This is a genomic window from Mucilaginibacter sp. 22184 (assembly GCF_052045695.1).
Classification (GTDB): Bacteria; Bacteroidota; Bacteroidia; order Sphingobacteriales; family Sphingobacteriaceae; genus Mucilaginibacter.
The window spans coordinates 455,337-470,167 of record NZ_JBQEPI010000005.1; the positions used below are offsets into that span (position 1 = coordinate 455,337).

Genomic DNA, 14,831 nt, shown 5'->3' on the forward strand with positions numbered 1-14,831 from the left:
ATTCTTTTAAAAACCATCTAATTATTAAGGCTTAAAAAGCCAATTAATTTAACGGTAATATCTATTTTAATGACCATACAAGATTTTGATATTCAGGTTGCTACTGCACAACATGTAGATTATGCGCCTCAAATATGTGTTGAAATGGCCGAATCGGCCAAAGCCAGGGGCACTGGTATAGCCCAACGCTCGCCCGAATATGTTGCTAATAAAATGCTGGAAGGCAAAGCAGTTATAGCCCTGCATAAGGATGGCACCTGGGCAGGTTTTTGCTATATTGAAACCTGGAGCCACGGCGATTTTGTGGCTAATTCGGGGCTTATTGTTAATCCACAATTCCGTAAAGCAGGATTAGCCAAAGCTATTAAACACCGCATTTTCCAGCTTTCCAGAACTAAATACCCGGAAGCTAAAATATTCGGTTTAACCACAGGTTTGGCCGTAATGAAGATTAACTCCGAATTAGGCTATGAACCGGTTACCTACTCTGAACTTACCCAGGACGAGAACTTTTGGGCAGGCTGCAAAAGTTGTGTCAATTACGATATTTTGATGAGCAAAGAGCGTAAAAACTGCATGTGCACCGCTATGCTGTTTGATCCTGCCGAAAAACAAAAACAGGATGAGGAGAAAATGAAAAGGATCACCCACAAGGCTACCTTGCTTGAGCGTATTGAAAATGCCATTAAGAAAAGGATCCATCACGATAACGATTAAGGTAAAAGGCGAAGGGTGAAATACCTAAAGCAAAATGAATTTATAATAACAAATACACATAAATTGAAAAGAAAAAGCTTTAAGCCTTCCGCTTTTAGCCTTAAGCTCAAAAAACGATGAAGAAAAAAGTAGTATTAGCGTATAGCGGCGGATTAGACACCTCATTTTGCTGCATATATTTAACACAGGATCTTGGTTACGAAGTTCACTCCGTTATTGTAAATACCGGTGGCTTTAGCAACGAGGAATTAAAAGGAGTAGAAGAACGTGCCTACAAAATGGGGGTTACCTCGCACCATGTGGTTGATGAAACCAAAAACTTTTACAATACCTGTGTTCGCTTTTTGATTTATGGTAATGTTTTAAAAAATAACACTTATCCCCTTTCGGTAAGTGCCGAGCGTGTAAGCCAGGCAACTGCTATTGCTAACTACGCCAAAGAAATAGGTGCCGAATTTGTAGCGCATGGCAGTACTGGTGCCGGTAACGATCAGGTACGTTTTGACATGATCTTCAACATCCTGGTTCCCGAGGTACAGATCATTACCCCTATCCGCGACTTGAAACTGAGCCGCGAGGAAGAGATCGAATACCTGAAAAAACATGGTGTTGATATGAACTTTGAAAAGGCCAAATATTCTATCAACAAAGGCATCTGGGGAACATCGGTAGGTGGTAAAGAAACTCTTACCTCTAATTTAGGATTACCTGAAGAGGCCTGGCCTACCCAGGTTACCGAATCGGAAGTAAAAAACCTGGAACTTGTTTTTGAAAAAGGTGAGTTGATTGGCATCGACAACGAAAGATATGATCACCCAACAAAAGCTATCCAGGCTTTACAAGCTATTGCCCAGCCCTATGGTATTGGCAGAGACATTCACGTAGGTGATACCATTATCGGTATTAAAGGTCGCGTAGGTTTTGAAGCCGCCGCTCCAATGGTGATCATCAAAGCGCACCATACTTTAGAGAAGCATGTGTTGACCAAATGGCAGCTGACCTGGAAAGATCAGTTGTCTGCTTTCTATGGTAACTGGCTACACGAAGGACAGTTCCACGATCCTATCATGCGTAACATGGAGGCATTTTTAACAGATACCCAGCAAAACGTAAGCGGCAAGGTATTTGTACAATTGCACCCGTATCGCTTCCAGGTAGTAGGTATCGAGTCAGATCACGATCTGATGTCAAACAAATTTGGCAGCTATGGCGAAATGAATAATTCATGGTCTGGCGAGGATGTTAAAGGATTCTCGAAAATATTCGGCAACCAGGTTATGATCTATCATAAAGTTAATGCCCCCCAGCCCCCTGAAGGGGGAGCAAATAATGCTTAACAAAATATAAATGGACAGTACTCAAAATAAAACAGTTGATCAAACTTCCCCTTTAGGGGGTCGGGGGGCTTTCTCTAAGGGCGAATGCCTTGAGCATTATAATTGGGGTGATGATTGCCACGGCTGGACCTTTATTGACACCGAAGCATTGTCTGTTAAGCAGGAATTAATGCCACCGGATACTGCCGAGCAATTGCATTACCACGAAAAAGCTACACAGGTATTCTTTATTTTAAAAGGGAGGGCTACTTTCAATATAGATGGTAACGTTACCGAATTAAAACCAGAACAGGGAATAGAGATATTACCCGGTCAAAAGCATTTTATCAGTAATAACGACCGGAGCGATCTGGAATTTATTTTATACTCTTATCCATCAACCAACAATGACAGGATCAACATCAAATAAGGTACGCGCGGGCATTATCGGCGGTGCGGGATATACAGGTGGCGAAATGCTGCGTATACTCATCAACCACCCCGATGTAGAGATAGCTTTTGTAAATAGCAATAGCAACACAGGTAACTATGTTCATGAAGTTCATACCGACCTTTTTGGCGATACCAACCTGCGTTTCACCGGCGAATTGTCGTTTGCTATAGATGTGCTTTTCCTGTGTGTTGGCCATGGTGATGCTAAGAAGTTTTTGGAATCAACCGTTATTCCTGATCACATCAAAATAATCGACCTGAGTCAGGATTTTAGATTGACTCAAAGCTCAAAATTCAAAAATAAAAGCTTTGTGTATGGATTACCGGAATTAAACCGTGAAGCCATAAAAACCGCCGATAACATTGCTAATCCAGGTTGCTTTGCTACCTGTTTACAATTAGGCTTGTTACCCCTGGCCTCAAAAGGTTTATTAAATAGCGAGGTACACGTAGCAGCCACAACCGGCTCAACCGGTGCCGGTCAGAGTTTGGCGCCTACATCGCACTTTACCTGGCGTAATGATAACCTGTCTGTTTATAAGGCATTTAACCATCAGCATTTAAATGAGATCGGTCAATCGTTAAAGCAATTACAGGGCGATTTTAACAAAGCCATCAACTTTATACCTTATCGTGGCGATTTTACCCGTGGTATTATAGCCTCTATTTATACTGATAGCGATCTGAGTGAGGAAAAAGCGTTGGAATTGTATAAAAGCTATTATGAAGGCCATCCCTTTACCCATGTAACCAATAAAAACATCGATCTGAAACAGATTGTAAATACCAACAAGTGCTTTATTCAAGTGAGTAAACACGAGGGTAAACTATTAATCATCAGCATACTGGATAATTTACTTAAAGGCGCCTCGGGCCAGGCAGTGCAAAACATGAATTTGTTATTTGGCTTAGATGAGCGCGCAGGGCTACGACTTAAGGCGACCGCTTTTTAAGCTTTCGCCACAATTACAGCACTGTTTAATTTAAGTTTTTAATCTATTATCTTTTTCAAAAATGAATTTATTCGACGTATATCCTGTTAACCCAATCAATATAGTAAAAGGCCAGGGCAGCCTGGTTTATGATAATCATGGTACTGAATATCTGGATATGTATGGCGGTCATGCCGTAATATCTATCGGTCATACCCATCCGCATTATGTAAAACGTTTGGAGGATCAGTTACACCAACTGGGTTTTTACTCTAACTCTATCGAAATCCCTATCCAAAAAGAATTAGCAGCTAAATTAGGTAAAGTATCCGGCAAGGATGATTACCAATTGTTTATGTGTAATTCCGGTGCCGAAGCCAACGAGAACGCTTTAAAACTGGCTTCGTTTTATAATGGCAAGAAAAAAGTGATCGCTTTTACCAAAGCGTTCCATGGTCGTACCTCTTTGGCGGTCGCCGTTACCGACAATCCTAAGATCGTAGCCCCAATTAATGAAACAGATAACGTAATATTTTTACCATGGGCGGATGAAGCTGCATTAGAACAAGCCTTTGCCGGTCATGGAAATGAAATATCATCTGTTATTATTGAAGGCATACAAGGTGTTGGCGGCATACAGGTAGCACCCGAAAGTTTTCTGCAAAAGATCCGTTCATTGTGCGATCAGCATAACGCTGTTTTCATTGCCGATTCGGTTCAATGTGGTTACGGGCGTACAGGTAAATTTTTCTCACAGGATTTTGCCGGTGTAAATGCCGATATCTATAGCATGGCTAAAGGTATGGGTAATGGCTTCCCTGTGGGTGGTATCATTATTTCACCAAAAATACAACCGGCTTATGGTATGCTGGGCACCACTTTTGGCGGAAATCACCTGGCGTGTGCCGCAGGTTTAGCCGTACTGGAAGTAATAGAAGAGGATAACCTGTTACAAAACGCTTCAACCATTGGCGAATACCTGATCAAGGAACTTAAGAAACTGGAGCAGGTTAAAGAAGTACGTGGCAGGGGCCTGATGATCGGTATCGAATTACCTGAGGAGCTATCAAACGCACGCAAGGATTTGCTGTTCAAGCACCACATCTTCACAGGTGAAGCTAAACCAAACGTAGTACGGTTATTACCTGCTTTAAATTTGACCAAAGCACACGCCGACAGATTTTTAGAGGCTTTTGTAAATGTTTTAAACCAATAATTCGCTATTAAATATCCGGGCTAATGAAACTATTCTCTTCTGTAAATGATGTTACCGATATCAATGCACTTGTAAAGCAAGCTTTGCAGCTAAAACAAGATCCGTATGCCAACCAGGATCTGGGTAAAAACAAAACCCTGGCACTGGTATTCCTCAATCCAAGTTTGCGTACCCGCATGAGCACGCAGAAGGCAGCTCTTAACCTGGGCATGAATGTGATGGTGCTTAATATCGATAAGGAAGGATGGGCTTTAGAACTTCGTGACGGCGTGATCATGGATGGCAGCACGGTAGAGCATATCCGCGAAGCCGCGGGCGTTATGGGGCAGTATGCAGACATTATCGGTGTACGTTCGTTCCCTGGTTTAAGGAACCGCGAAGAGGATTATAGTGAAATGATATTCAACAAGTTCGTACAGTTTTGTAAAGTACCGGTGGTAAGTCTGGAGTCGGCCACGCGTCACCCTTTACAAAGCCTGGCCGACCTCATCACTATCGAAGAATTAAAAACTACGGCGCGCCCAAAAGTGGTATTAACCTGGGCACCGCATATCAAGCCACTACCACAGGCCGTACCTAATTCATTCGCTGAGTGGATGTGCAAAGCTGATGTTGATTTTACCATCGTACAGCCCAAAGGCTATGAACTTTGTACCGACTTTACCCAGGGCGCAAACATAGCTTATGACCAGGACGAAGCATTAAAAGGAGCTGATTTTATCTATGTAAAAAACTGGTCGGCTTATGAGCCTTATGGCAACATCCTGGGTAAGCACGAGGAATGGATGCTGACCAACGAAAAGTTAAAGATCACCAATGATGCCAAGGTAATGCACTGCTTACCAGTACGCCGTAACCTGGAACTTTCTGACGAGATACTGGACGGGCCGAACTCCGTAGTGGTGCACGAAGCCGGTAACCGCGTTTGGGCTGCACAGGCTGTATTAAAGCAAATGCTGGAAAGTCTATAAGCTTTCCGGCATTTGTTTTATTTTGGTATTGATTTACTTAGGCTCTGGATCAATGGCCCGGGTTTCAATATCAAAATAACGGATGATCAGGCGGTTATCACTGTTTTTGGTAAAATAGGATATAGCCCAGCTAAAAAATATAGTTCCTTTATTGGTAAAACCCGCTAATGACATGATGTGCACCACGCCCCATATCACCCAGGCAATAAATCCCTGCAGGTGAATCCTGCCGATATCCGCTACGGCCTTATTCCGGCCAATGGTAGCCAGTGACCCTTTATCATTATACTTAAACGGAACGGTTGCTTCTCCATTAATGATCTGAACCAGGTTTTTAGCCAGATGCCTCCCCTGCTGTATAGCTACCTGTGCCACGCCCGGATGTCCGTTTGGTGTATCCGTAGTAATTACTGCTGATACATCACCTATCGCAAAAATATTAACATAACCATTCACTCTACCAATTCCATCTGTTTGGATACGATTGCCTTTGGTGATAGACGTTTCAGGCACTCCCTGTGGCACCTCCCCTTTTACACCTGCTGCCCATAATACATTTTTGGTGAGTATGGTGGTACCATCATCAATCTTAAGCTCTGTACCATTATAGCTTTGCACGTGTACACTATTAAAAATGGTTACATCCATATCCAACAAAAACTTCTTGGCCTTTGCAGATGCGCCCGGCGAAAACGCGGCCAGCAATTCGGGCTTGCCCTCAACCAGATAAACTTTCATGCTGTGTTTACGCAGGCCATGATAATCTTTCATGAGTATCAACTGGCGCATTTCGGCCAAAGCACCTGAAAGTTCAACACCTGTCGGGCCACCTCCTACCACCACAAATGTCATTAAAGCAGCTTTCTCCTCGGGATCTTTGGCTATTAACGACATTTCCAGGTTTTGCAGAATCAAGCTGCGCAGGTTCAATGCTTCCGGGATATTTTTCATCGGCATAGCAAAATGCTCTATTTCCTTATTTCCAAAAAAGTTGGTATTTGAACCCGTTGCGATGATCAGGTAATCAAAGTAAATAGTACCAATATTGGTAGTCAATGTATTATTTTCCGGATTTACGCGCTCCACTTCGGCCAGGGCAAACCTGAAGTTATTCTGTCTTGTAAATATCCGGCGAATAGGGAAACCTATCGAATCAGCAGCAATACCTCCCGCAGCCACCTGGTACAATAAAGGCTGAAAAGTGTGATAATTATGCTTATCCAGTAAAAGCACGTCTACCGGTGCTTTTTTAAGATTTTTGGCTAATTCCAACCCACCAAATCCGCCACCTATAATAACCACACGGGGTTTAGTACCTTTTTTTTGATCCATATAAAAGCTTTAAGCAAGTTTAATGCCTTAAAATCTCAATATTACTAATTATTTCATAATCAAATTGTAAAGTTACACTGATAATGGATTAATCATTTTTTAACATTTTTTGAATAAAATACGCTATAAATTCATATTTTTAGCAGATTCCTGTTTGATTTAATAGGAATTTAACATCAAGAGGGTTATATTACTATTATAATGGACAAAATTGATACAGTTTCAACAAATTCTGCCCAGTTACAAGGCAATAAAAGCCTGTACATCATAAAAATTGGAGGAAACGTAATTGATAATTCCGAAAATCTGTATCATTTTCTGAAAGATTTTGAAGGGCTGGATGGTTTTAAAATATTAGTGCATGGTGGAGGCAAAGTTGCTACCCAAATTGCCGAAGAGTTAGGCATCGAAGCCAGAATGGTTGATGGCAGGCGTATTACCGATATTGAAACCCTAAGAGTGGTAACCATGGTATACGGCGGCCTGATTAATAAGAACATTGTGGCACAACTACAGCGTTTTGGCAATAACGCTATCGGTTTAACAGGTGCCGACGGTAATTTTATCAAGGCCAAAAAACGCCCGGTAAAAACCATTGATTATGGCTTTGTAGGCGATATTGATGAAAATTCCATCAACCCCGAAAATATAAGCCGCTTAATGCAGGCTGGCTTCACTCCCGTTTTTTGTGCGCTGACGCATGATGGCGAAGGGCAATTATTAAATACCAATGCCGATACCATTGCCTCGGCACTTGCCGTATCACTGTCATCATTGTACGAAACCACACTTATTTATTGCTTCGAGAAAAAGGGTGTACTTCAGGATATTGATGATGAAGATTCGCTAATCAGGGAAATTGATCCGATACGTTACGAAGAATTAAAGATCCAGCGCATTATACACAGCGGCATGTTGCCCAAACTTGATAACGCTTTTACCGCCATTGCATGCGGTGTTAAGGCAGTGATCATAGGTAAATCTGACGACCTGGGACAATTAAAAGAAAATAAACCATTTGGAACACGTTTAAGTAAAAACGCATGAATTCATCACAGCATTTAGCCATTTTAGGCTCTGGTAACATAGGGCTGTCATTAGCCAAAGGGTTGGTCAAAGCAAATATTTGCAAACCCCAGCAAATTTCACTCACCCGTCGTAATGTATCGGCCCTGGCTGATTACGCTCAATTAGGATATCACACTACCGACAATAATATCAAAGCGGTAAAAAAGGCAGACATTATTGTGTTGGCCGTACTCCCCCAACAACTTAACAAACTACTGGATGAAATAAAGCCTGCTATAAAAGCCGAAAAGCAATTGATCATTTCCGTAATATCCGGGGTTACCTGTAATGATATTCGCCAGCAGCTCGATCTGAACGTACAGGTAATCAGGGCCATGCCGAATACAGCCATAGCTATTGGCCATTCCATGACCTGTATAGCTACCGATAATGGTACCAATAAAAATATAAACATGGTAAAGTCGCTTTTTGATACTGTGGGAATGAGCATCCAGATCAACGAGGAACTGATGACATCTGCAACCGCGCTTTGTGCCTGTGGTATAGCATTTTTCCTGCGTTCTATCCGTGCGGCATCGCAAGGTGGTACCGAAATAGGCTTCCATGCACATGATGCTTTAAAAATGGCCGCTCAAACAGCTAAGGGCGCTGCCGATCTGCTGCTGCAGCTGGCATCACACCCCGAGCAGGAAATTGATAAGGTTACTTCGCCAAGTGGATGTACCATTGCAGGTTTAAATGAAATGGAGCACAATGGCTTCAGCTCGGCCATGATCAAAGGCATTAAGCTTTCGGCCGAAAAGGCAGGCGACCTTTACAAGAAGGATGAATAATTATATCGTAAAAAATATCTTTTATTTTGATATATCTGCTTAATTAGCACAGAAAATATAACCATCTAAAAAACAATTCTTTGAACGCGCCATATCAACTAAAAAGCCATTATTTTACCGATGGTACAGTTTTGGCACCCATGCGCTAAAAGCGTTTATTTATAAAAATGTTAACAGTCGAAAAAATCGGTGGTACCTCTATGACCGCCTTAAATGATGTGATCAAAAACATCATCCTATTTGAACGTTCCGGACAACAATTGTACAACCGCATCTTTGTCGTATCGGCCTTTTCAGGGGTAACCAATCTCCTGCTCGAAAACAAAAAAACCGGTGCGCCGGGTGTTTACCATAAACTGGCGACTTATAAAGATTTTCATAAGCCGCTTAAGGCCCTTATAGTAAAGTTAAAGCAGATCAATAAAAGTTATGAAAGCCTTGGATTAAACATTGCCGAGGCCGATAAATTTATTGAGCAACGCCTTAAAGACGCGCAGACTTATCTGGAAAACATAGCCAACATCCTGGCTTCGGGCTATGTAAATAAAGACGACGTTTTGCTGGCTGCCCGCGAGATCCTGGCATCAATCGGCGAAAGCCACTCAGCATTTAACTTTACCAATATCCTGCAAAATATGGGTATCAATGCCACGTTTGTTGATCTGAGCGGCTTTCATGACCACCGCTCGTTCACCATCGACCAACGCATAAAGAAAGACCTGCAACATATTGATTTTGAGAATACCATCACTATTGTAACCGGTTACACCAAAGGCACCGAAGGTATCATGCGCGAATTTGACCGCGGATACTCGGAGGTTACTTTTAGCAAAATAGCGGTGGCCGTTAAACCGGAGGAGGCCATTATCCATAAAGAATATCATTTATGCACGGCCGATCCTGAACTGGTTGGTGTGGAAAATTGCTTCCCCGTAGGTAATACCAACTATGATGTGGCCGATCAGCTGGCAGATGTGGGCATGGAAGCCATCCACCCCAAGGCATCAAAACCCTTGGAAATTCATGATATCGACCTCAGGATCAAAAACACCTTCCAGCCAGAGCACCCTGGTACACTCATAACCCGCGAGTACATTTGCGACAAAAAACGGGTTGAAGTAATTACAGGTACCGAGCGCGTGCTGATGATCGATATTTATGACCCATCGATGGTGGGTAATGTGGGTACCGACTTCCATATCATGCAGCTGTTCTATAAATTTGGCGTGAGCTACACTTTTAAGGCCACCAGCGCCAATAGTATCTCGATAGTGATATGGGATAAGGATTTTAATAAAAAACTGATACAGGAGCTTGAAAACGACTATGAGAAAGTAACTGTAGAAAAAATGGCTATGGTTTGCCTTATTGGCTCCAATATGGATCAGCCGGGTTTACTGGCTAAATCGGCTACAGCATTGGCTCAAAAAGGTATCAATATTAAGAGCTGTGGTTTTGCCCTGCGCAAGGTTAACATCCAGTTCCTGGTAGCCCGCGAAGACTTTAAAGAAGCCATTAAAGCTTTAAATAAAGCAATGATATAAGCTACCTATTAAGAGGCGCATGCGACGCGTCTCTACATTTAAGGCAGGTTAAAGAGACACGTCATATGTGTCTCTTTTTTTATATTTCACAGTCACCTTGTGGTCTCCCGAAGCCCCCCTTTTGTTATAAAAGTGGGTTTACACTTTTAAGGCATTATTCGATATAAATTCAATACAATAAATTGATTATCAAATATTTAACTTCATGTTAACCATAAAAAAGTGTAAACCGTGTAAACCCACTTTTTATCACAAAATAACTCACCTAACAAGCATTATAATTAATGGATCCGGGCTTTTACCAACCTTATTTTCAAATCCTATTGTAACTTTCCTGTGGCTGAATTTTTATAAATGCCCTGTTTTTAGCATATTTAACTCTTACTTAAGTTTCCTATGCGTAAAGCCCTACTCCTGTTATTTTCATCTTTTTGTTTTCTTAGTGTATCCGCCCAAAAAGCTGCAAAAAAACCTTTGGACAATTCTGTTTTTGATGGATGGCAAAGCATCAGCAACCAGCACATCAGCAATAATGGCAAATGGATATTTTACGTCATAAAACCACAACAGGGCGATGCCGAACTGGTGATCACCAATACAACTAATACCGCTAAAATAAGGGTACCACGTGCCGATACAGCCACTTTTAGTAGCGACTCCAGGTTTGTTACTTTCCTGATCAGACCTTTTTATAAATCTATTCGCGAAGCTAAAATCAAGAAGAAAAAACAGGCCGATTTTCCAAAGGATACGATGGGTATTATTACACTTGGTTCACAATCCATAACCAAAGTACCGGCTATCCGATCGTTTAAATTATCGGCAAATGCCGCTGTTGTAGCTTATCTGGCCAGCGCTGATACAGTTAAGAAACCACTGCCTAATGATACTTCAAAGAAGGCTGTAAGTGCAACTATTGCACCCACAACACATGAAGGCTCCGATTTAACAGTGAGTAAATTGGGGGGCGCTGGTACAACACGTACATTCAAATACGCCACCGATTACCAGTTAAGCAAAAACGGAAAGTTATTGGCATTTGCCGTAACCGCGCCTGCAAAGCAGAAAGATGTTAAATCGGGTATGTATGTGTATGATATTGATAAAAACGCACTTAAGGCTATTAGTACTGGTCGGGGTAATTACCGCAATATTACGATTGATGATGAAGGAAAACAGCTGGCTTTCACAGCTGAAAAGAATCCGGAAAAAGCACTGGTTAAACCATTTAAACTCTATTATTATACCAGTACCCGCGACAGCGCGGCGGTTGTAGCAGAGGCTGGGGCAAAAGGCATTCCAGAGCATTGGGTGGTAAGCGGCGATGGCAAGGTTTATTTCAGCAAAAGCGGCGGTAATTTATTTTTTGGAACTGCCCCAATTCCCAAACCTGCCGATACTACTATTGTTGATTTTGAAGTAGCGAAGCTGGATATCTGGAATTATAAAGACGATTATCTGCAGCCACAGCAGCTAAAAAACCTGCAAACAGAATTAAAACGCAGCTATCTGGCGGTAATAAAACCCAATGAGGCTGAGCCAAAACTCTTACAATTGGGCAGTAAGGCCGTGCAGGAAGTACTGGTGGCCGAAAATAAAGATGCCCGCTATGTTTTGGGCGTAACTGATACAGGAGCCCGCATACAAGCACAATGGCAAGGCGGCACCAAACAACAGGCTATTTTGATTGATACCAAAAGTGGTAACAAACGCCTCATCAACGCGGGTTCGAGGGCGAGGTACCGCATATCCCCCGACGGTAAATATGTGATCTGGTTTGATCTGGAACAGCAAAACTGGTTTTGTTATACTATTGCTAACGGACAAAAAAGCAATCTCACGGCCACCATCGGCACAAAAATGGGCGATGAACTGAATGACGTTCCCGATTTTGCACCGGATTATGGGATGGCCGGTTGGCTGCAGGGCGACAAAGCATTTTTGATATACGACCGATATGATATCTGGAAGATAGATCCGGCTACAGGGGCTGTAACCAGCTTCACCAACGGTATAGGTCGTAAAAACAAATTGATCATCCGATACGACGCTACAGACCCTGAACAAAAGTATATTCCGTTAAAGCAACAGATGTGGCTGCAAACCCAAAATGAAGTAAATAAACAATGGGGTTATTATACCAAATACCCCGAGAGTAATGCTATTCCTGAAAAGGTTAATATGAACCCGGTAAGTTATGGTGATCTGTTGAAAGCTAAAAATGCCAACGCCTACATTTACACCAAAGCCAGTTATGAGCTTCCACCGGATCTGTATGTATCAACCGATCTGAAAAAAGAAACTAAACTAAGCGATATCAACCCCCAACAATCCGAATACAACTGGGGTACGGCTTCACTGGTGAAATGGACAACCCCAAAAGGGTTCAAATCTGAGGGTATTTTGTATAAACCCGAAGATTTCGACCCAGCTAAAAAGTACCCGATGATCGTATATTTTTATGAAAAACTATCAGAAGGACTTTATAACTACATCGCTCCGGCCCCTACTCCTTCCCGTTTGCCGATATCCTACTTTGTGAGTAATGGCTATTTGGTTTTCGCACCTGATATCAGCTATCAAACCGGTCACCCCGGCGCATCAGCGGTTGAATATATCAATTCGGGCGTAGAAGCACTTAAAAAGAATTCCTGGGTGGATGCGGCCCATATCGGTATTCAGGGGCAAAGCTGGGGAGGTTACCAGGTAGCCTACCTGATAACACAAACCAATATGTATGCAGCCGCATGGGCAGGCGCTCCCGTAGCTAATATGACATCGGCCTACGGTGGTATACGCTGGGAATCGGGTGTAAACAGGCAATTTCAATATGAAAAAACCCAAAGTCGCATTGGCGCAACGTTGTGGGAAAAACCAGAGCTTTATATCGAAAACTCTCCTTTATTTCAGCTCCCAAAAGTACAAACACCGGTAATGATCATGAGCAATGATGCAGACGGTGCCGTGCCATGGTACCAGGGCATAGAAATGTTTACTGCGTTACGCCGCCTGGGTAAACCTGTTTGGCTTTTACAATATAACGGCGAAGCGCATAACCTGGTGCTAAGACAAAATCGCAAAGACATCACCATACGCGAGCAGCAGTTTTTTGACCACTTTTTAAAAGGCGCTCCACTGCCTGTTTGGATGGCTAAAGGTGTACCTGCTGTCGACAAAGGAAAAGACTGGGGTTTTGAACTGGTAAAATAAATTGTCTTTTCCACTTTAACATACTATCAAATTACTGTTGGCTAACAATGGTAATTTGGTATAAATGTTGAGGCTATGGCAGAAAACTTAATTTATGCTGGAACAACTGCTTCAATCTGGCGACTATGCCTCTGCCCTGGAATCCATAAAAAACGGTGAAAAACTCCCAAAAACGATCTTCGACTTTAATAAATCCCAAATTTTCGACAAACTGCTTCGGGACAAACAATTTGAAATACTGAACTATTTTGTAAAAGATAAAACCATAGAAACAGACATTTATGAGTATGATAGTTTCGACAAAAGCATCTTTGCCAGTATAATTCGCAATTTATCCGACGATAGTGAGTCCAACGGTTTTCTCAGGGATTTCATGACCAAATTCGATAGTATCAATGATGAAGTTGGTGCCAAAACGCTATTGAGTTATTTCTTTGAAAATTTCGCCAAACTGGAGCACATCAAAATTTTGATCGAGGCCGGTTGCAATATAAACTTTAAAAATAATGCGGAGGAAAATTTGCTCCACCAGGTTATTAATACTTATTCACGGTATCCTGAGCTTTCATTATCCTATTTGTCTTTGCTTATTAATGAAGGTTTGGATATCAATGATGCCAATATTGTTAAAAAAACGCCATTGATAGCCGCCATTGAACGCAACAGGAAGGAATACATCGACCTGTTATTGCAAAATGGCGCGGATCCGAATCATATAGATAAAGATGGCAATACCGCTTTTTTCTATGCTGTGGCCCATCAGCAAAATTTAGGTTTGTATAATCAACTGCGCGAATACGATACTCCACAGTTTGATTTATTGAATAAAAACCAGGTAAGTTTGCTGTTTGAATACATGAGGATGATAACCGGCCCATCAGAAAGCACGCTTGAATTATTATCCAAATTGATCCATGACGGAGCCGATTTGTACCAGGAAAGTCTGTATTACCAAAATCCTGCTACCCCTGTTAACCTGATTGCCGAAAAAGATCCTGCAGTTTTAGAAACCATTATTGATACCGGAGTTTTAGACATTAACCGGCAGGATAATGAGGGTAATACCCTGCTGCATAAAGTTTGCGCCTATAATGTTAACTATGAGGAGCGAAAAGCTAAAGAAACCTATAGAAAAGTAAAATTACTATTGGAGAATGGCGCAGATGCCAGTATCACCAATAATAAAGATCAAACCGCTTTAATGCTTGCATCTGACGATAACCTGAAGATTAAAACGGTTGAACTCCTGATGAAAAACGAGCAGAATGCTTAATCTTG

General features: G+C 42.0%; 12 protein-coding genes. 11 read left to right on the forward strand and 1 reads right to left on the reverse strand.

All coding sequences use genetic code 11. The features are described 5' to 3' along the window. Window positions 1-69 precede the first annotated feature (69 nt). The 6 genes from ACTJKG_RS13840 (at window position 70) to ACTJKG_RS13865 (ending at window position 5,605) form a co-directional block, all read left to right on the forward strand. A complete protein-coding gene (locus tag ACTJKG_RS13840) occupies window positions 70-717 on the forward strand; it encodes a GNAT family N-acetyltransferase (RefSeq protein ID WP_172333664.1) in 648 nt (215 codons plus the stop codon). Between the two features lie 116 nt (window positions 718-833). Further along, window positions 834-2,054: an argininosuccinate synthase gene (argG, locus tag ACTJKG_RS13845; RefSeq protein ID WP_440739542.1), complete on the forward strand. Its 1,221-nt coding sequence runs from the start codon at window positions 834-836 to the stop codon at window positions 2,052-2,054. 10 nt (window positions 2,055-2,064) lie between these two features. Then, the gene (locus ACTJKG_RS13850; protein WP_172333666.1) at window positions 2,065-2,463 is read left to right on the forward strand and encodes a cupin domain-containing protein; all 399 of its coding nucleotides are present in this window, start codon (window positions 2,065-2,067) and stop codon (window positions 2,461-2,463) included. After that, on the forward strand, window positions 2,441-3,439 hold the full coding sequence (argC, locus tag ACTJKG_RS13855; protein ID WP_440739543.1) for an N-acetyl-gamma-glutamyl-phosphate reductase: 999 nt from the start codon (window positions 2,441-2,443) through the stop codon (window positions 3,437-3,439). The genes ACTJKG_RS13850 and argC overlap by 23 nt, the downstream gene beginning before the upstream one ends. A 61-nt stretch (window positions 3,440-3,500) precedes the next feature. Beyond that, window positions 3,501-4,634 carry an aspartate aminotransferase family protein gene (locus ACTJKG_RS13860; protein WP_172333668.1) on the forward strand — a complete coding sequence of 378 codons (1,134 nt, stop codon included), beginning with the start codon at window positions 3,501-3,503 and terminating at the stop codon, window positions 4,632-4,634. A gap of 23 nt (window positions 4,635-4,657) precedes the next feature. Further along, window positions 4,658-5,605: an N-acetylornithine carbamoyltransferase gene (locus ACTJKG_RS13865; protein WP_172333669.1), complete on the forward strand. Its 948-nt coding sequence runs from the start codon at window positions 4,658-4,660 to the stop codon at window positions 5,603-5,605. A gap of 33 nt (window positions 5,606-5,638) precedes the next feature. On the opposite strand, the gene ACTJKG_RS13870 is transcribed toward ACTJKG_RS13865, so the two are convergent. Next, window positions 5,639-6,937 (reverse strand): NAD(P)/FAD-dependent oxidoreductase, encoded by a 1,299-nt coding sequence (locus tag ACTJKG_RS13870; RefSeq protein WP_440739544.1) that lies wholly within the window; start codon window positions 6,935-6,937, stop codon window positions 5,639-5,641. A 201-nt stretch (window positions 6,938-7,138) separates the two neighbouring features. Between ACTJKG_RS13870 and argB the strand changes: the two genes are divergently transcribed. The 5 genes from argB to ACTJKG_RS13895 all read left to right on the forward strand — a co-directional run bounded on the left by argB (window position 7,139) and on the right by ACTJKG_RS13895 (window position 14,826). Further along, window positions 7,139-7,984 carry an acetylglutamate kinase gene (gene argB, locus ACTJKG_RS13875; protein ID WP_172333671.1) on the forward strand — a complete coding sequence of 282 codons (846 nt, stop codon included), beginning with the start codon at window positions 7,139-7,141 and terminating at the stop codon, window positions 7,982-7,984. Beyond that, window positions 7,981-8,799 (forward strand): pyrroline-5-carboxylate reductase, encoded by an 819-nt coding sequence (gene proC, locus ACTJKG_RS13880; protein ID WP_440739545.1) that lies wholly within the window; start codon window positions 7,981-7,983, stop codon window positions 8,797-8,799. Before argB ends, proC begins: the two co-directional genes overlap by 4 nt. Window positions 8,800-8,966: 167 nt before the next feature. Then, a complete protein-coding gene (locus ACTJKG_RS13885) occupies window positions 8,967-10,343 on the forward strand; it encodes an aspartate kinase (protein ID WP_440739546.1) in 1,377 nt (458 codons plus the stop codon). Window positions 10,344-10,817: 474 nt separating this feature from the next. Then, window positions 10,818-13,553: a prolyl oligopeptidase family serine peptidase gene (locus tag ACTJKG_RS13890; RefSeq protein WP_440739547.1), complete on the forward strand. Its 2,736-nt coding sequence runs from the start codon at window positions 10,818-10,820 to the stop codon at window positions 13,551-13,553. Window positions 13,554-13,647: 94 nt separating this feature from the next. Then, a complete protein-coding gene (locus ACTJKG_RS13895) occupies window positions 13,648-14,826 on the forward strand; it encodes an ankyrin repeat domain-containing protein (protein WP_440739548.1) in 1,179 nt (392 codons plus the stop codon). Window positions 14,827-14,831 lie beyond the last annotated feature (5 nt).